We start from the raw sequence: 17,524 nt of genomic DNA on the forward strand, positions 1-17,524 counted from the left end.
TGAGGCCTAGATGATTTCTGATTTCTTAAACCCAAAAGAAAGAAAGGGCGCTTTCTATAGAAACGACCAACAACAGCCCAATATCGTGTTCATTACTGTCGATATGATTTCTGCGGATTGTTATCACCCCCAACGTCCGCTTTCTGGCGTGATCAATACGCCAAACATCGAGTCCATTGCCACGGAAGGTACTTCATTTAGTTCGGCATTTACTCCCAGCCCTTTATGCGGCCCGGCAAGGGCCGCTATTTTTACTGGCATGCACCCTCCCTATCTTTCAAACGGTGAACGTACGCCGGTAGGAATGAAGGTGGATCTCGAGCTCGATGACATCATTTTCCAAGATTACCTAAAACGTGTCGGCTACTCCCTCAAACATTCAGGTAAATGTCACGTTGGTGTAGAGAAATTCGTTCGCACCTTTGGTGAAAACGTGCATGCTTGGGATCGCTGGGGACCACCAGTAGAAGACGATGATCGCTACCTAGCATACCTCGCGAATATGGGCGTACAGTTACCAAGATACCGCAAAGAGCTCCGTGGTTTACAGATTGATAAGTTGTCTCCTGCAAATTCATTTGGCGGTTGGATTGAACAGCAAGATGGCAGCGATTTCCCGTTAGATGCGCATTACTCAGTGTTCTTGGCGAAGTTGGCTGTGGAGCAAATAAAAGCATCGAAAATCCAAGCGCCAGCTAAGCCAATTTTCACTCAATTAGAATTCTTCGACCCTCATCAGCCTTATTCTGTGCCAAGTGGTTTAGAGGCGCGTTACGAGCAAATCAAAGCCGCCATTACCTTGCCTGACAGCTTTACCATGCAAGAAGAGGGCAACCCAATTTATGCACTCTACCAGCAATATTGGGGCATGTATGATGCTGAAGTTGCGAAGGACTATATTGCTTGTCATTTATTGCAAGTAGAGGTGGTGGATCACGCTATCGGTCACTTAACACGCTTCCTCAAAGAAGAAGGGCTATGGGATGAAACTGCAATTGTGTTCTCTGCTGATCATGGTGATATGAATGGTCGTATGGCGATGGCGGATAAAGGCTCGTATTTTCAGCCAGATATCTTCCGTATTCCATTGGTGATTAAGCCACCTAAATCTCAGCAAACCATGTTGAAACAATCCGATGAGACTGTTTCTGCGATTGATGTGGCGCCAACCATCCTCGGATTTGCAGGTATTGAAATTCCATCACAAATGGAAGGAGATAACTTGCTGAACGTGATGCAAGGTAAGGCTCGCCGTCCATTAACGCAGGTTTACCAAACGGGTGTACATGTCGGGTGTAATTACGGCTTTGGTTTTCAGGTAATGCTAGAAGGTAAACCTTATTTCTACGGTTATAACGCAACCACGGGTTTTGAAGAATTACATCATTTAGATAAAGATGATCAGTCCAACTTGTTCGACTTGGATGAGTATCAAATCCATAAAGAAGCGATTGTGTTGCAAGCGGCTCAGTTGTTGCAATCTGACCCTCGTTGGTCTGGCTACTGGTCGTCATATCGTCTGCATAACGCCCGTTACCTGCCATCGGCTGGTGGCGATATGCAAATGCTGAAACCACAATAAATAACTAAATGACTGAGAGAGTGAGGAGGTACTCACTCTCTCTGATGCTTTGAGTATGTCTTGGAAAAAACAGGGGGAAGACCCCGACTATCGTTTTACACTTGCCAATGAGCGAACCTTTTTGGCTTGGGTACGCACCGCACTTGGCTTTTTTACCGCAGCTATTGCCGTAGACCAACTAGCCACAAGCCTTAACGATACCCTGTATAAGCCATTAATTTGCTTATCCTTATTGACGATTTCTATTCTTTGCTCAATTTTCGCTTACGCAAATTGGCGAGGGAATGAAATCGCCATGCGGCTAAATAATAACCTGTCTTATTCTCATGCCATTAAAGTAATACCGATCTTAATGGTGGTGGTGATTACCTTCTTGCTGAGCAGTATCTATCACGATGTCTTTGTTGGATGAGACCCAATTAAAAAGCGATGCCGGCCTGCAAGTTGAAAGAACGGTTTTATCTTGGCTGCGCACTTTGTTTGTGTCGGCTTTGATCGTGTTGTCGATCGCTAAGATATTGCATGGCTCAATTTCTTGGTTATTGGCAGTTTCTTTGGTTTGTGCCTGTTTAGCTTGCCGTTATGTCTATGCATCTGGTCTTTGCGTCGCGACTAGAGGAACCCGTTGGAAAGCGGGAAAGCATAAAGTGATTGCCACTTCTTTAGTTTTATCGGCGTTTTTCTATGGGCTCCATTTGCTTGAATTGATCTAACCTTTGCTGTCCTTTCGATGTTGAAAACAATCAAAAATGCCACTCGATGTTGAGTGGCACTCTTTAACGGGTATTCTTGAGGTACTTATTCCAGTGTGACTGCCTCGGCATCATGTGCACTATTTCGTTGATCATGACAGCAATGGGCGTGGTGTTCCTCATAACCATCATAAGCGCATTCACCGATACTGTTTCTCGGACACACAGAATATTGGCTTCGACCAATGAGCTCTGTTTGACATATTGGACAGTACTTTTCCATAGCAACCTCCCACAACTAACGATTGAAAATTTCGTCCGTAGACACGAGTACAAGAGTAATTTTAGACCCTAGATTATGACCGTGATGTGAAGGTTTTGTGTGCGGGTGAGAGAGTATTCGCTGCCCTGACAGCACTCTGACAGAGTGCTGCGTAAGGTAAATTTTCATTTTTTGACCAGGGTTCTGATTTCAAAAGAGAAAAGGCAATTTGAACTACGCTTATATACTTGATGCTTGGCTGTATGCCGCTCTATTTTTGCAGTGACTTTTAGAAGCCATATCACAAACATAATTATCCTCGTTCTGAACCAACCAGTTGGGTTATTTTCGCTGCTTATACTTAAGCTTCAATCCGTTGGTTGAACTAGTGAATATGGAGATAATAATATGCCAATGAAGGTACCTAAAAACGCGACATTTAAGAAACACGGTATTGGTAATCACCTTTACTTATGGTCAAAAGAGAAGGGAAAGCCAACCTCGGAACATTTGATCATTAGTGCCCATGGACGCACCTCTAGTAAGAGCCCAATCAAATTAGCCGCCAATGAGAATCTCCAGTTCTATTGTGAACATGGATACACGCAAGGCGGCAGCATGGATATTCGCAGGCTCGCTTCGGGTTATGTGAAGCCAAGGCAAATTATTACCAGCACTGATCTGGATAAAGATTATGACCTGACCAAGTATCAAAGTGCGGACGAGGCGGAAACTTACGCTTACATTGCGCAAGGCATGCATGACCTTGAATCGTATTATCGTGACGTGTTAAAGCTGAACGATGAGGTCGTTGAACAGTTTCTGATGCAGCACAAAGGCACCGTTCAAATGGATGTATTGACCATTCGTAACCGTAGCTGCGGCACTCCACCAACCTTATTTGAAGCTCTCAAATTGCTCCAAGACAACGACATCAAATACAGCACCATCCATTGCTCGTTTTGTCGTGGATTACAAAACGGAACCAATTTTGGGCAGCAAAACCCTGTTCCTTTGGGTAAGTCGATCTTTGATTAGAGCCAAACTAGGTTTTGATAAACGTAAGGTCAGCTGTAGAGCTGACCTTTTTTCTGGATAATTTTATGAGGCTCAGTAGCTAAGCTCTTCTTTTGGAAATGTGCCTTCACCATTAGAAACGATCGCGTCTATTTGGATAGAAGCGTCCATAAAGATTTCTGATACACCGATAACAGTGCACGCTGGAAGCTCTTTATCAAAGTAGCTTGCTAAAATATCCTCCACGACTTGCAAGTCGTTGATATCTTTTAGCTGAATATTCAGCTTCACGATGTCGTCCATTATATGGTGTACGCTTTTGATGATGGCTTTGATGTTGTCTAAGCATTGCATGGTTTGCTCGCCTACGTCATTAGCAATGACTTCGCCACTCGACGGATGGATTGGCAGTTGTGCAGAAACGTTATTGTAATGCGAGAAAGCGACAGTTTGAGTTGAGAACTTGCTGATTGGTGCCGCCTCTGTGTTGTGGGCGCGAATCACAATCCCATGTCGATCTTCAACGGCTTGTGGTGGCGTTCCGTCTCCATGAGAAACCGTCGCGTCTATTTGCACTAAGGCGTCCATTGGTAACCCATCAGCTTTGATGATAGTACGAGCGGGCACGTAGGCTACGCTTCTTGCTATCGCCGAGTCTGGAAAAAATGTGCTGTAGACTTGATTGACAGCAAAGGCGTCGTCGAGACTTCTCAGATGGATATTGAGTTTAACAATGTCATCAAAAGGGACATCAATACTGTTCAGTATGCTCTTGATGTTTTTTAAACATTGTCGAGTTTGCGCTTTGATCCCGCCTTCAGCAATATTGCCTGTTTCTGGTTCAATCGGCAGTTGGGCTGAAATGTGGTTGTAATGTGAGAACGAAACACTTTGGCTCGACAGCAAACTGGCTGGGGCTTTTGCTGTGTTTCTTACCAGCTTGATCAGCTCGCAAGGTTCTTGAGGGTGTGTTCCTTCACCGTTCGAAATGAGCGCGTCGATTTGAACTAAAGCGCCTTCCAAAGGCAGTGCAGCAACGGCAATTACGGTTCGAGTTGGAAGGTGGCTGATGAAGTATTGTTTATAAACTTCATCGACAGCATCTAGATCGGTCATAGATTTAAGATAAATCGTGATTTTAACGACGTCATTTAAGCTGTGCTCGATGCTATCCACGATTGATCTAATATTGCTTAAGCATTGCTTAGTTTGCTCTTTGATGCCCCCTTCCACTAACTTTTGGCTTTCTGGGTCAATCGGCAGTTGCGCTGAGATATTGTTGTAATGGGAGAAAGCTACCGATTGAGTTGAGCCGTCGTTGATTGGTGCTTTTTCTGTATTTCTAGATACTTTGATGATTTCGCCGTGCATTTCGAATGTTCTCCAATTCTGGCTGCTATAGGACCGCTATGGGTGCATTCCTATAGGCAATAGATAGCCAGACCAACCGCTCAAAATAGAGGCAAGTCTGGCTATGTGTGCCGAATAAAAACGTTAGTTAGTGAATGAGATCGTTATAGGGTGCTGAGGAAGGTCAGGATTTTGTCTTCGTGACGCTTGATGGTTTCTTCGCTTGGTGTGATGGCATCTTTATGAGTGAAGTAAACCAAGATGGCCATTTGCGCCGTTAGACGGTTCTCTGCTTCGTCGAATGCCACAGAGTATTCACTTTCTAGCGCACCGCGAGTGACTTCCTCTTTGTCGTTTGCTGGTAAGCAGTGCAGAAGCATTGCACCTGGCTTCGCTTTTGCCATAAGTTCTTCCGTGATCACGTAATCAGGCATGAAGGCAGCTAAGCGCTCTTCTTTCTCATCCATTTGAGTGACCCAGTAGAAGCTGTCGCCGTAGACCACATCACAATCACTGATTCGCTCTACGTCATCGGTGATCTCAATATGACCGCCAGACTCTTTGCAGAACGATTCTGCAAGCTCGACCCATTCTGGTTCCATGTGGTATTTAACTGGCCCAATTTGTTTAAAGCCCATGCCGTATTTCGCACAAGTTAGCATCAATGAACGGCATACATCGGTAGCGTCACCCATGAATGCCAAAGTCAGTTCATTAAGCTGACGACCATCAGTGATGTGCTCGCGAATGGTAAATAAGTCAGCCAGCATTTGCGTTGGATGGAAACGGGTATCTAGGCCGTTGATAACCGGTACGGTAGACATGTTTAACAAACCATCTAGCGTTTCAGGGCTGTTAGTGCGAGCCATGATCACATCACACATGCGTGACAAAACACGTGAGGTATCATCAATCGATTCTTTGCCGCCAAGATGGATGTCTTTTGGCGATAGGAACAAAGCGTGACCACCAAGTAGCGTTGCGGCAACTTCAAATGAAACGCGTGTGCGAGTCGAGCCGGCTTCGAAAATCATCCCTACTGACTTTCCTTTGAACAGTTGTGGGACAGCATTGTCTTTTCGCGCTTGTTTTAGGTAGCTCATCAACTCCATCATGTTGTCCATTTCTCGGACTGAGAAATCTTTCATAGACACCATATGCTCAATGTTTGCTTTGTGTAGGTCAGTTGCACTTGAAGAAGGTAATTTCATAATCATTTTCCTATTTTCATTTGGGGCTTACTTAAGCTCGCCCCTTTTATTTTGAGTCGCTAGATTCGTATGGACTTAAACTTGAGGCACTTGCTGAGTAATGCAGTGAATATTTCCGCCACCGAGCAAAATCTCACGAGCAGGAACACCGTTTACTTCATAGCCTGGGTAGAGCTCCTCTAGGAGCGCAATCACTTCTGCGTCGTATCGCTTATCGAGTAGAGGTAGAACAATCTGGTTGTTCGTGATGAGATAGTTCGCGTATGAGGCGGCTAGACGCTCACCGGCTTCACGCTCCATCCCTTCTGCAATATCAATCCCTGCCGCTTCCTCTTTTGCCATGTATAAAGGACCTGGCATTGGCAGCTTATGGATTTTGATTTTTCGGTCTTTCGCGTCTCTTTGATTGGTGAGGCAGTCGTAGGCTTCGCGACTGATTTCGTACTGCGGATCATTCGGGTCATCACACCAAGTCAAAACCACTTCACCGGGTTTGACGATGTGGAGAATGTTATCGACGTGGCCATTGGTTTCATCGTTGTATAAGCCACGAGGTAACCAAACTATTTTCTCCACATTAAGGTGCTCACGGAGAATTTTGCTCAATTCTTCCTTACTTAGATCTGGGTTACGGCTCTCGTCCAGTAGGCATTCTTCTGTGGTGTACAAGGTGCCTTCACCATCGATGTGAATTGAGCCGCCTTCAAGAATTATCGGTGCTCTGTAACGTGAATCAGCCGTAATTTCACACATCTTCTGAGCCACTTGATCATCGCGCTTCCATGGCCAATACAGACCATCAACAAACCCACCCCAAGCATTAAACTCCCAGTCGACACCGCGACGCTCACCGTTGTCATTTACGACGTAGCTTGCGCCGATATCCCGCATCCAAGAGTCATCGGTCGACACTTCCAAAACGCGAATATCATCAGGTAAGCGTGATACGGCATTATCATATTGCTCTGCGCTTACCAACATGGTGACAGGTGTGGTTTTGTTGATTTGCTTGGCTACTTCGGCAAACACTTTTTGGGCGGGCTTCGCACCGTTACGCCAGTTATCCGTGCGCTCTGGCCAAGCCATCCAAATTTCACTTTGGGGTTCGTGCTCACCAGGCATTCTGAACCCGTCTTGCTTTGGTGTGGTTTCTAATAGCTTTTTCATTGTCTATCTCCTGAACTAAGCCTCAGCTTTTTGTTCCACTTGTTGATTTTTGCGTTTCAAGGCACCGAGTAAGATCCACTCGCCAATTAATATCGTGGTGATGACGCCGATTAATACCGGAGCTGTGTAGTTCCAATCGGCAACGGTTAGGTCAAGTGCTTCTGGGAAGATGAAAAGCACCACCGCTTGTAAAATCACGAAGAAGCACACAATGGACATCACAAACTGCAACCCCATGCCGCCAGGGACTTTAAATGGGCGTTCGCGTTCACCATCTACCAAGCGCAGTTTCAGATAAGCAGGGAACATAAACAGATAAGGCAATAAGAAAATGCAGCTTGAAAAGGCAAAGATGGACCAAAACAAGTCGTCATTACCTTGAGCAAATAGGGCGTAAGACAAGATCACCACGGTAGAAACCGTGCCAGTAATATTGTTTGCACCTACTGGAGAGCCTTTATCCGATACCTTTGCAACAACTGCCGGTAGTTCGCCTTCTTGCGCTGCTTCTGCGGCGGCACGGCTTGCGCCCATTGTCCAACTCACCATGTTGCCGATGAGCGTTAATAGAGCGCAGACACCAAAGAAATACACCATGGCATTGCCCAGCGGACCATCACCAAACAGGGTTTTGAAGGTATCGATTAAGCCTGCAACCAAGCCGATGCTCTCAACAGGTAACGCCATCAGAATGCCAATGGTGCCGAAGATGTAGAGGAATGCAGTGATACCAATAGAAAGGAATACGGCTTTTGGCATATCGCGTACGTCTTTCATCTCTTTGGTCATAGTTGCAACCAATTCGAATCCCATTAGGTTGAATACAATGGCAGGAAGAAATGCCACTGCTGAATCAAGCGTAGGAACCATTGCTGCAAGCGTGAATTCATTCGCCACGCCGTGTTTCATCGCATAGATAAAACCGCCTACACCCAATGTGCCAATCACCAAGATTTTTAGAATTGCACCGATGTTGGTGACCCAAACCCCAATGTCTGCAGAGACGTTACAGATCCAAACGGTAAGCCATGTGAGCGCAATACAAATCGCAATTTGTCCCCACAATGAAAGGCCGGGCATAAACAGCTCGGCGAACATACCTGCGAACATGATGTATACCGCTGGCATCCAGAGACCGACGTTGATCCAATAGAACCAAGTGGTACGAACTGCCCATTTAAAATTGAACGCCTCTTTTACCCAGTCATAAATACCGCCGTCACCAGGGTAGGTAGTGCTTAGTTCCGAGGTGATGAATCCATAGGGAATGACAAAAAAGATCAGCATTACAACCCACCACCCGATTGAGCTGACCCCTATACTGGCGGATGCCGTGAGTGTGTCGACCACAAGTACTGCACATAAAGTAAATAGTGCAATACTCATGACCCCCATTTTTCCTTGAGTTTCGTTGCTCATTGTTTCGCTCCTTAACTACCGAATATGGCAATTATTAAAAGTGAAATTTATGTAACGAACCTTGATGCGAATTTAATATCGGCTTTGGAGAGGTTAATTGCGTTGTAAATTAAAAGAAGTTAGGCATTTTTAGGGAAAAAAAACGTAATTATCGAAATACTTGTTCTTGATCAATTTATGAAATTCAGATTTTTCTTACTTAGCTAAGCACAAAAATATATACGAGATCACATATCGAGTTTCAGTGCGCTAGTAATAATGAGTTCGTGATATCAATAAGGTTTTCTAAGCCAAAATTTGGATAGGAATCGAATTGTGATTTTTATCTCCAATCCTTTGCTGTGAATTCAATACAGTGAATTGAGTCTATTCTGACGTCACTTATTTGGAGATTTAGATATGTCAAAACCTATTATTGTTGTAGCTGTTGGGGGTAATGCTCTATTGCAACGTGGAGAGGTGATGAGTTGTGAAAACCAACAGAAAAGTATCGCGCAAACCGCGACCTCATTGGCTGAGCTGAGTAAAAACTACCGTTTAGTCATTGTGCATGGCAATGGCCCTCAAGTCGGTCTACTTTCTTTGCAAAATAACGCTTACAAAGATTGTCCTCCTTATCCTTTCGATGTTCTTGGAGCAGAGACGCAAGGCATGATTGGGTATTTGATTCAACAAGGTCTTAATGCTGCGATTGAAGACCGCTATACCACGACAATACTGACGCGAATTGTCGTCGATGAAAACGATCCTGCCGTTGCTGACCCTTCTAAGTTCATTGGTCCAGTTTATACCGAGGAGCAAGCGAAACAACTTGCTGAGGCAAATCATTGGGTTGTGAAACCTGATGGCTCGCATTGGCGCCGTGTCGTCCCTTCTCCTAAACCACAAGAGATCTTAGAAATCAAAGCAATCAAAGACTTACTTGAGAAAGAACACCTGATTATTTGTGGTGGCGGTGGGGGTGCTCCAGTGATCGAAAAAGACGGGGCATATGTCGGTTTTGAAGCGGTTATTGATAAGGACATGACAGCCGCATTAATTGCAGAACAAATTGGGGCGGAGCATTTACTGATTCTGACTGATGGCACCCACGTTTGTCTTAACTGGGGAACACCACAAGAGCAAAAGCTAGAGAATGTGACTATTGAGCAAATGAAGCAATATTCTTTCCCAGCAGGATCGATGGGACCGAAAGTCGATGCATGCTGCCAGTTTGTTGAAAAAACAGGACAAAGTGGTCATATTGGCGATTTATCTTTTGCGTTAGAAATCATTGAAGGGAAGTCTGGTACACATATACAGCCATAATATGCAAATACGTTAATTCACAAATCAATAAGGTCGCATGTCAAAGTTACGGTCGCTTTTGGCGGACATTGATAGTGTGACCTTATATATTAGGTTTCAATTAAAATTTGGAAGGACAACATCACGATGCGAAAAGTTAGTACGGAAACAAAATTGTTGAAAATTAACAAAGCAGTTGTCCGCTTGATGGAAAGGCGAGAAGCGACAGATATTTCGATGTACGACGTTGCTAAAGAGTGCGGAATGGCAACTTCAACGGTTTATCATCATTATCCGAATATAGAAAACTTATTTCATAACTTATTGGAGAATGTTTTTGTCGATTTTGACTTACTATTAAAGCAATGTATTGATGAAGAACAAGTTCTACATTGGACCGATATTAATCGAATGATAGAAACCGCTTATGTGAATTATTACAATAACAATCCAATTGCCAAAAAGTTGATATTGGGACGCCACACGTTTGCAGAGTTAGGTCATGCAGATACAGAGCATGATCTTGAGTTAGGACATCAAGTTGAGATGATTTATCGCCAGTTCTTCGATATTCCTCAGCTACCTCAACCGATTAATATTTTTGCTATATCCCTGCAAGTTGCCGACAAAATCTATTCTCTCTCTTACCGCAAATATGGCTACATCACCCCAGAACTGGCAAAAGAAGCCCTTCGCCTGTCTGAGTCCTATCTTCAACTCTACATCCCCCCAATTTGTCAGAAGGTCAATTTTCATTCGGCGTAAGTTGGTTAGCTCTTGTGAATTAGCATATTTAACAAGTTTCATTCTGATTCGTCTTAGTTTGATACAAGCGATATATGGTCAGTAAGTTGGTGATGATAAATGTACTCTCGACCAATGAACCACCGATAGAGCCAAGCCAAATATTGTGGCTTACCCAGCAGAAGGAATTAAACAAAATTAAGCTACGTAGAGTGATGCCTTGTTTGGAAAAGAGTGCCCAAGTGGCGACGGACGATCCTATTACTGTAAGTAGCTCAAAAAAGTGGGTGATGTTTGGTAGGGTCATCAGCCACATAAGAGCAATGAAGAACCACATCACTTTGCGTGATTGGGTTTTGATTGAGGCGAAACTGCGAATGCCATTAATGATCACGCCAATGGCAGCGACGGTTGCGCCCATTAGGGTAAAGTGAATACCCATGATGAAACAAAACGCCATCATCTGATAGCGAAAGCGCATGTCGTCTTTTTGCCAGAATGCCATCACGCCAACCATAAACGCGATGCCACCAATGCCTTGTGCTAACCAGTTTTCCATTTATTTCCCTAGAGTGTTGCAAAGTCATCTCGTTAAGTGAGTAAGCGAATGAGCATCCTTCAAAGTTGCCGCCCTTATAGAGTTTGATTCACTCTGTGAGTAGATCCTGAATCACGCTCGTGCCTCGCTTTTCAGGATGACGAATAGGGAGATATTTGTCATATCGTCATTCCGACGAGCCTAGGCGAGATCAGGAATCTACTTATCGCGATAACCCAATCAATTGAGCCATGCTTTGAATGAATCAGCCCTCCACAAAGGGAGGCTGGGCACTTTATCTAAATCGCTAAGGGGTTACCCAAGAGCCTTGAGATTACTTACCAATCATTACTCATTCACAAGCGCTACTGCTTCGCGAGTTAGGCGAGCAAGCTCTTCCCAGTTGCCCGCTTCGATCAGTTTCTTATCTACCATCCACGTACCGCCACATGCTAATACGCGTGGGATAGCTAAGTAATCTTTGATGTTCGCAGGGTTAATGCCACCAGTAGGCATCAGTTCGATGTCGGTGTATGGCGCAAGCAGTGATTTCACCATGTTGATACCGCCGGAGGCTTCGGCAGGGAAGAACTTCAAGGTGGTTAATCCCATTTCCAGTGCGGCTTCAACTGTGCTTGGGTTGTTCACACCCGGTACGATATCAATCCCGATTTCTTGGCACGCTTTAACGGTATTTGGGTTAAAGCCAGGCGATACGATAAAGGTTGCGCCTGCTTCTTTTGCTGCAATTGCTTGCTCGCGGTTCAGCACCGTACCTGCACCAATCAGCATGTCTGGCTGGGTTTCACGCAATAGGCGAATCGCTTCTGCAGCCGCTGCTGAACGGAAGGTGATTTCAGCAGCTGGTAGTCCGTTTTCTGCCAGTACTTTACCCAGTGGGATAATGTCTTCTGCTTTATCTATGGCGATAACAGGGATGACTTTCAGAGCTTTCAATTGTTCTTTAATACTAGACATGAGTGTTCCTTAAACGACGCCAAGCGCCGGTTGTGTGAATGCTTTGGGAATGATGGCACCGCGATGTTGAATCACAGCACCTGCCAGTGCGTTACCTCTTTGACATGAGGTCGCGAGATCGGCGCCAGCAAGGTATGCTGATAAAAAGCCACCATTGAATGAGTCGCCCGCCGATGTGGTGTCCACCACTTGAGCGACAGGTTGGGTTGGCACGGCTTGTGGAGCAAGAGCCGCGCTCGAACCCTGATTTGTTGAGTCTTGAACTAAGCAGCCATCTGCGCCGAGCTTGACGATGCATTTGCCCACACCAAGAGAGGTAAGGCGTTCAATGGTTTGCTCTGGTGCTTCGTCACCCCAGATCAATTGTTCATCATCAAAAGTCACCAAGGCAACGTCCGTCAGTTGATACATGGCTTGGTACACATTTTTGACGGTTTGATTATCGTCTTGAGGCCATAGCGCTGGGCGGAAGTTACTATCAAACGCGATTTCAACGCCTTGGGCTTTAAGTTCGACCAATAAGTTGAGCAGTGAAATTCGGTCTTCTTCTGGCAAGATGGCTAAAGAGATACCGCTGAGAAACACCGCATCCACTTGAGTTAATGCTTGTTTAACCATTCCAAAGTTTGGATGTTGAAGTAGGTAACGTGCGGCTGATTGATTGCGCCAATATAGGAACGTACGCTCTCCTTGATCATCAAGCTGAATCAGATACAAACCCGGCGTGCGAATCTCATCGCGCAGCACTAAGTCTGTTGAGATGCCTTCGTCTTCCCAGCGAGTCAGCATGCCCGTACTGATTGGGTCATTGCCAAGCGCCGTAACGTAAGAGACTTTAACTTCATCAGGTTTGCTATTGGCTTCGCAGCCGCGGCTCAAATAAACCGCAGCGTTGAGCGTATCCCCACCAAATGTTTGATGCATTGAGCCGAACGGTTTGCCATTCAGCTCAATCATACATTCACCAATAATGGCGATGTGCTTCATTGGTTACGCCCTCTCTTCAAAGTAGCGTTTTGCGTTACCAAAACAGATGTCTTCGACCATAGGGCCAAGCAACGATAGGTCATTCGGAACTTCGCCGTTCTCTGCCCAACGACCGACCATGTCACACAAGATGCGGCGGAAGTATTCGTGACGAGTGTAAGACAAGAAGCTGCGCGAGTCCGTTAACATGCCGACGAATTGGCTGAGCAAACCAAGTTGAGAAAGCTGTTCCATTTGGCGTTGCATACCGTCTTTCTGATCGTTGAACCACCAACCCGAGCCAAACTGCACTTTGCCCGCGATGCCGCCACCTTGGAAGTTACCAATCATGGTCGCCATCATTTCGTTATCACGAGGGTTCAAACAGTAAAGGATGGTGCGAGGCAGCTCATTGGTTTGGTCCATTTCATCCAATAGATGTGCCAGTTCAAAAGCAAATGGGCGATCGCCAATCGAGTCAAAGCCAGCATCAGCACCTAGTAGTTGGAACATGCGTGTGCTGTTGTTGCGTTGTGCGCCAATATGAAGCTGCATGACCCAGCCCAATTGTGCGTAGCGTTTGCCGAGCCAAACTTGAACTGCGGTAGAGAATTGCGCACATTCAAGCTCTGACAGTACTTCGCCACTCAAACGACGAGCCAGCAACGCATCTAAATCAGCTTCGCTTGGAATTGGCGCGTAACGGACGATCTCAATGCCGTGGTCTGCCGCACGACAGCCATGTGCATCGAAGTGTGCCAAACGTTTATCAAGCGCACTCAATAAATCATCAAAGCGGCGAATTTCAATGTCTGCTACTTCGCCCAGGTTGTGCATGTAATCCGCAAACACGTCCAATTCAATCTTGAACGCTTTATCCGGACGCCAACTCGGCAGTACTTTAACGTTAAAGGTGTCGTCTTCTGCGATCGCTTTGTGGTGTTCTAGTGAATCGATAGGATCATCGGTTGTGCCTGCCATTACGACGTTCATTTGCTGCATGATGCCGCGAGCTGTGAACTCAGGTGTCGCAAGCAGCTCATTACATTGATGCCAAATCTGGTCTGCTGTGTCTGGGCTAAACAGCGTATTGGTAATGCCGAATGGGCGACGCAGTTCTAGGTGCGTCCAGTGGTAAAGCGGGTTGCCCAAGGTTTGAGGAACCGTCTTCGCCCACGCCATGTATTTGTCGTAATCGCTCGCATCACCCGTAATCAAACGCTCTTCAATGCCTGCCGAGCGCATGCCACGCCATTTGTAGTGATCGCCTTCAAGCCAGATTTGACCCAAGTTATCGAACTGACGATTTTGCGCCACTTCCGCTGGGTTTAGGTGGCAGTGGTAATCATAAATTGGCTGGTGGAACGCATGCTCATGGTACAAACGACGTGCAGTTTCGTTTGAGAGTAAAAAGTCTTCACACAAGAAATTCTTCATCGTTAACTCCTATTACAACGCAGCGACAGTGGCACGAGCACCGTTATCGATTAGAGATTGGTAAGCACTGCTCACCGCATCAATCACTTGTGGGTTTTGACCAAGCTCTGCAGGGAAGATGGCTTCAACCGCGAGCAACGCAGGCACAACAGAAACGTTCAAGCCGTGTTGGTCGCAAATCTGACGTAGTGTCTCTGCCATTGGATCGCGAACATCAATGTCGTTGCCTTGCTCGTCCACGCCGGATACGTAGCGCATCCAACCTGCAATTGCTGTTGCCAACCAAGAGAAGTTAGAACCTTGAGCAAGATGGAATCGTAAGCTGCCACCCATGCGTTGCGGGATCTTCTGGCTGCCATCCATCGCGATTTGCCATGTTTTGTGTTTCAAGCTTGGGTTAGTGAAGCGCTCGATAAGCAGCTTGGCGTAGCCTTCTAAATCGGTGCCTTCTGGCATGGTCAGCGAAGGGGCTTGCGCTTGCATCATCATATCGAATGCCGCTTTGCGGTAGCCTTCATCTGTCATGGTGTCAGAGATGTGCGCGTAACCGCCAAGGTAACCTAGGTAGGCTAGGAACGAGTGGCTACCATTTAGCATGCGCAGCTTCATTTCTTCGTAAGGCACAACGTCGGCAACAAATTCTGCGCCAGCCACGTTCCAATCCGGGCGACCTGCCACGAAGTTATCCTCGATAACCCATTGGCGGAATGGTTCACAAGCGATGCCACACGGGTCTTCGCAGCCAAGTAGCTCAGCGATTTCGGTCAGTGTCTCTTCGGTTGCTGCTGGCACAATGCGGTCAACCATGGTGCAAGGGAAGGTAACGTTGGTTTCAATCCAGTCACGCAATTCTGGGTCGAGCAGTTGAGCGAACTCAAGTACCGCTGCTTTTGCTACGTGACCGTTCTCTTGCACGTTATCGCAAGACATCACGGTAAATGGCGTCAGACCGCGTTCACGGCGCATCTTCAGCGCTTGCACGATGTAACCCAGTGCCGATTTTGGCTCCGTTGGGTTGGCAAGGTCAGCAATGACTAGCGGATTGTTTTTATCAAGCGTGCCCGTCGCTGGGTCGGCGCAGTAGCCTTTCTCGGTAATCGTCATTGAAACGATCGCCACTTGTGGCTCTGTCATTTTTTCTAACACCACTTGAATGCTGTCGAGGCTTGGGTGGAGTGATTCGGTCACTGATCCAATCACTTTTACCTCTGTCGATCCTGCGCCTTTTTCTGCCACTGTATAGAGGTGGTCTTGTGCGCGCAGCGATTGAATTAACTCTTCACCACCAAATAGGTTGATTTCGCAAATGCCCCAATCCGAGCCTGTTTTGCTTAGCATTTCATTGGTGAATAGAGCTTGGTGCGCTCGGTGGAATGCACCAAAACCAAGGTGAACAATACGGCTTTTAAGCGTTGAGCGGTCGTAGTCCGGAAGCAGAACGTGGTCATTCAGAGTGGAATTCGAAATAGTCTTCATTTTGGTATCCCTTTTCCCGCAGGCGAACCTGCGGGATGGTTTATTTTAATCATTCGAATCTAGAGGTCGTAACTCTAGAGCTTGTCACTAAGCGCTTAGTAGCCAAGAACAAGGTTAGGCAAGAACAGGCTTAGTTCAGGAATAAAGGTCACTGCCATTAGTGCCGCAATCAGTGCAACGTAGAATGGAAGTAGAGGCTTAATCACTTTGTCGATGGCAACGTTCGCCACAGAACAACCGATGAACAACGCGCTACCTACTGGTGGGGTACAGATACCGATAGCCAAGTTGAACGTCATCATGATGCCGAAGTGCACTGGGTCGATGCCCATATCCAGCGCGATTGGTAGGAAAATTGGTGTAAAGATCAGTACCGCTGGTGTCATATCCATGAAGATACCAACAATCAGCAGAATGATGTTGATGATCAGAAGAATCATCAGTGGGTTATCTGAAATAGCCAGTAGAGCGTCTGCGATCATGTAGGGAATATCAGCGTTTGCCATTGCCCAAGACATACCCATAGATGCGCCAACCAACAGCAATACGATAGAGGTGGTGACTGCAGATTCTAGGATGATCTTAGGAAGGTCTCGCCATTTCACTTCACGGTAAATCAGTACTGCAAGAGCGAAGGTGTACACCACCGCGATAGCTGAGGCTTCTGTTGCGGTGAAGATACCGCCGATAATGCCACCCATGATAATCACAATCAGTGCCAGAGATGGGGCTGCTTTTAAGAACGTATCCCAAACCATTGCAAGAGAAGGGCGTGCTGCGATTGGGTAACCACGACGTTTCGCAATGATGCCTGCCACCACCATGATGCTCAGACCCATCAAGATGCCAGGAATGTAACCTGCTAGGAACAATGCCGCGATAGACGTACCGCCAGACACTAATGAGAACACGATCAGTGTGTTACTTGGTGGGATCAACAAACCAGAAGGACAAGACGTAATGTTTACTGCGGCAGAGAAGTTTTCATCGTAACCGTCTTTCTTTTGCAGTGGAGACATAGTACCGCCAACCGCTGCAGCAGAAGCAACCGCTGAGCCAGAAATAGAGCCAAACATCATGTTCGCCATCACGTTTACGTGTGCTAGAGAACCAGGAAGACGGCCACCTAAAACTTTAGCAAAGTTAATCAGGCGAAGTGCGATACCGCCTTGGTTCATGATGTTGCCCGCCAAGATAAAGAACGGGATTGCCAATAGGGCGAAGTTATCAAGACCCGCCGCCATACGCTGCGCCACAACGGCGATAGCAGGCTCTAAGGGTAAGCTCATTAAAATGGTCGCTAACGACGACAAGCCGATAGCAAAAGAGACCGGTACACCAATCGCAAGCAGGACTGCGAAGCTACCGAATAGGGTAAGAATTAATTGCCATTCCATT

The 17,524-nt window shown here is 46.3% G+C and carries 16 protein-coding genes; 6 read left to right on the top strand and 10 right to left on the bottom strand.

Features of this window, described 5'->3' with window-relative positions:
* Positions 1–10: 10 nt before the first annotated feature.
* The 4 genes from NL647_RS09570 to NL647_RS09585 all read left to right on the top strand — a co-directional run bounded on the left by NL647_RS09570 (position 11) and on the right by NL647_RS09585 (position 3,574).
* A complete protein-coding gene (locus NL647_RS09570; protein WP_230674918.1) occupies positions 11–1,582 on the top strand; it encodes a sulfatase-like hydrolase/transferase in 1,572 nt (523 codons plus the stop codon).
* Between the two features lie 55 nt (positions 1,583–1,637).
* Positions 1,638–1,994 carry a YidH family protein gene (locus NL647_RS09575; protein ID WP_005449936.1) on the top strand — a complete coding sequence of 119 codons (357 nt, stop codon included), beginning with the start codon at positions 1,638–1,640 and terminating at the stop codon, positions 1,992–1,994.
* Positions 1,978–2,295, top strand: coding sequence for a DUF202 domain-containing protein (locus tag NL647_RS09580; RefSeq protein ID WP_049535243.1), 318 nt, complete (start codon positions 1,978–1,980; stop codon positions 2,293–2,295). Before NL647_RS09575 ends, NL647_RS09580 begins: the two co-directional genes overlap by 17 nt.
* A gap of 649 nt (positions 2,296–2,944) precedes the next feature.
* Positions 2,945–3,574: a putative adhesin gene (locus NL647_RS09585; RefSeq protein ID WP_005449940.1), complete on the top strand. Its 630-nt coding sequence runs from the start codon at positions 2,945–2,947 to the stop codon at positions 3,572–3,574.
* 72 nt (positions 3,575–3,646) lie between these two features.
* Here NL647_RS09585 and NL647_RS09590 read toward each other — a convergent pair whose 3' ends face one another.
* The 4 genes from NL647_RS09590 to NL647_RS09605 all read right to left on the bottom strand — a co-directional run bounded on the left by NL647_RS09590 (position 3,647) and on the right by NL647_RS09605 (position 8,700).
* Positions 3,647–4,924, bottom strand: a complete 1,278-nt coding sequence (locus NL647_RS09590) for a RidA family protein (RefSeq protein WP_005449942.1) — start codon at positions 4,922–4,924, stop codon at positions 3,647–3,649.
* 143 nt (positions 4,925–5,067) lie between these two features.
* Entirely contained in the window at positions 5,068–6,114 is a 1,047-nt protein-coding gene (argF, locus tag NL647_RS09595; protein ID WP_009706650.1) for an ornithine carbamoyltransferase, read from the bottom strand.
* 75 nt (positions 6,115–6,189) lie between these two features.
* Positions 6,190–7,281: an agmatine deiminase gene (aguA, locus tag NL647_RS09600; protein ID WP_049535246.1), complete on the bottom strand. Its 1,092-nt coding sequence runs from the start codon at positions 7,279–7,281 to the stop codon at positions 6,190–6,192.
* Between the two features lie 15 nt (positions 7,282–7,296).
* The gene (locus NL647_RS09605) at positions 7,297–8,700 is read right to left on the bottom strand and encodes an APC family permease (RefSeq protein WP_038897648.1); all 1,404 of its coding nucleotides are present in this window, start codon (positions 8,698–8,700) and stop codon (positions 7,297–7,299) included.
* A gap of 399 nt (positions 8,701–9,099) precedes the next feature.
* Between NL647_RS09605 and arcC the strand changes: the two genes are divergently transcribed.
* The gene (gene arcC / locus NL647_RS09610; RefSeq protein WP_005449950.1) at positions 9,100–10,008 is read left to right on the top strand and encodes a carbamate kinase; all 909 of its coding nucleotides are present in this window, start codon (positions 9,100–9,102) and stop codon (positions 10,006–10,008) included.
* A 126-nt stretch (positions 10,009–10,134) separates the two neighbouring features.
* Complete coding sequence (locus NL647_RS09615) at positions 10,135–10,752, top strand: TetR/AcrR family transcriptional regulator (protein ID WP_253650061.1); 618 nt, start codon at positions 10,135–10,137, stop codon at positions 10,750–10,752.
* Positions 10,753–10,780: 28 nt separating this feature from the next.
* On the opposite strand, the gene NL647_RS09620 is transcribed toward NL647_RS09615, so the two are convergent.
* The 6 genes from NL647_RS09620 to NL647_RS09645 form a co-directional block, all read right to left on the bottom strand.
* Positions 10,781–11,290: a YgjV family protein gene (locus NL647_RS09620; RefSeq protein WP_101905708.1), complete on the bottom strand. Its 510-nt coding sequence runs from the start codon at positions 11,288–11,290 to the stop codon at positions 10,781–10,783.
* Positions 11,291–11,617: 327 nt separating this feature from the next.
* On the bottom strand, positions 11,618–12,247 hold the full coding sequence (locus NL647_RS09625; protein WP_005429019.1) for a bifunctional 4-hydroxy-2-oxoglutarate aldolase/2-dehydro-3-deoxy-phosphogluconate aldolase: 630 nt from the start codon (positions 12,245–12,247) through the stop codon (positions 11,618–11,620).
* A gap of 9 nt (positions 12,248–12,256) precedes the next feature.
* Positions 12,257–13,234: a sugar kinase gene (locus tag NL647_RS09630; RefSeq protein WP_045416319.1), complete on the bottom strand. Its 978-nt coding sequence runs from the start codon at positions 13,232–13,234 to the stop codon at positions 12,257–12,259.
* Positions 13,235–13,237: 3 nt separating this feature from the next.
* Positions 13,238–14,650: a glucuronate isomerase gene (gene uxaC, locus NL647_RS09635; RefSeq protein ID WP_114320375.1), complete on the bottom strand. Its 1,413-nt coding sequence runs from the start codon at positions 14,648–14,650 to the stop codon at positions 13,238–13,240.
* Positions 14,651–14,662: 12 nt separating this feature from the next.
* A complete protein-coding gene (locus NL647_RS09640) occupies positions 14,663–16,126 on the bottom strand; it encodes a mannitol dehydrogenase family protein (RefSeq protein WP_253650062.1) in 1,464 nt (487 codons plus the stop codon).
* Between the two features lie 95 nt (positions 16,127–16,221).
* Positions 16,222–17,523 (bottom strand): TRAP transporter large permease, encoded by a 1,302-nt coding sequence (locus NL647_RS09645; RefSeq protein ID WP_005449959.1) that lies wholly within the window; start codon positions 17,521–17,523, stop codon positions 16,222–16,224.
* Position 17,524 lies beyond the last annotated feature (1 nt).

The sequence above is a fragment of the Vibrio sp. Y29_XK_CS5 genome (assembly GCF_024181835.1).
Taxonomy (GTDB): Bacteria; Pseudomonadota; Gammaproteobacteria; order Enterobacterales; family Vibrionaceae; genus Vibrio; species Vibrio harveyi.

What these genes read in the sequence shown, in the direction of transcription:
- NL647_RS09570 (WP_230674918.1), top strand. Translation starts at nt 11, where the DNA reads ATGATTTCTGATTTCTTAAACCCAAAAGAAAGAAAGGGCGCTTTCTAT.
- NL647_RS09575 (WP_005449936.1), top strand. Translation starts at nt 1,638, where the DNA reads ATGTCTTGGAAAAAACAGGGGGAAGACCCCGACTATCGTTTTACACTT.
- NL647_RS09580 (WP_049535243.1), top strand. Translation starts at nt 1,978, where the DNA reads ATGTCTTTGTTGGATGAGACCCAATTAAAAAGCGATGCCGGCCTGCAA.
- NL647_RS09585 (WP_005449940.1), top strand. Translation starts at nt 2,945, where the DNA reads ATGCCAATGAAGGTACCTAAAAACGCGACATTTAAGAAACACGGTATT.
- NL647_RS09590 (WP_005449942.1), bottom strand. Translation starts at nt 4,924, where the DNA reads ATGCACGGCGAAATCATCAAAGTATCTAGAAATACAGAAAAAGCACCA.
- argF (WP_009706650.1), bottom strand. Translation starts at nt 6,114, where the DNA reads ATGAAATTACCTTCTTCAAGTGCAACTGACCTACACAAAGCAAACATT.
- aguA (WP_049535246.1), bottom strand. Translation starts at nt 7,281, where the DNA reads ATGAAAAAGCTATTAGAAACCACACCAAAGCAAGACGGGTTCAGAATG.
- NL647_RS09605 (WP_038897648.1), bottom strand. Translation starts at nt 8,700, where the DNA reads ATGAGCAACGAAACTCAAGGAAAAATGGGGGTCATGAGTATTGCACTA.
- arcC (WP_005449950.1), top strand. Translation starts at nt 9,100, where the DNA reads ATGTCAAAACCTATTATTGTTGTAGCTGTTGGGGGTAATGCTCTATTG.
- NL647_RS09615 (WP_253650061.1), top strand. Translation starts at nt 10,135, where the DNA reads ATGCGAAAAGTTAGTACGGAAACAAAATTGTTGAAAATTAACAAAGCA.
- NL647_RS09620 (WP_101905708.1), bottom strand. Translation starts at nt 11,290, where the DNA reads ATGGAAAACTGGTTAGCACAAGGCATTGGTGGCATCGCGTTTATGGTT.
- NL647_RS09625 (WP_005429019.1), bottom strand. Translation starts at nt 12,247, where the DNA reads ATGTCTAGTATTAAAGAACAATTGAAAGCTCTGAAAGTCATCCCTGTT.
- NL647_RS09630 (WP_045416319.1), bottom strand. Translation starts at nt 13,234, where the DNA reads ATGAAGCACATCGCCATTATTGGTGAATGTATGATTGAGCTGAATGGC.
- uxaC (WP_114320375.1), bottom strand. Translation starts at nt 14,650, where the DNA reads ATGAAGAATTTCTTGTGTGAAGACTTTTTACTCTCAAACGAAACTGCA.
- NL647_RS09640 (WP_253650062.1), bottom strand. Translation starts at nt 16,126, where the DNA reads ATGAAGACTATTTCGAATTCCACTCTGAATGACCACGTTCTGCTTCCG.
- NL647_RS09645 (WP_005449959.1), bottom strand. Translation starts at nt 17,523, where the DNA reads ATGGAATGGCAATTAATTCTTACCCTATTCGGTAGCTTCGCAGTCCTG.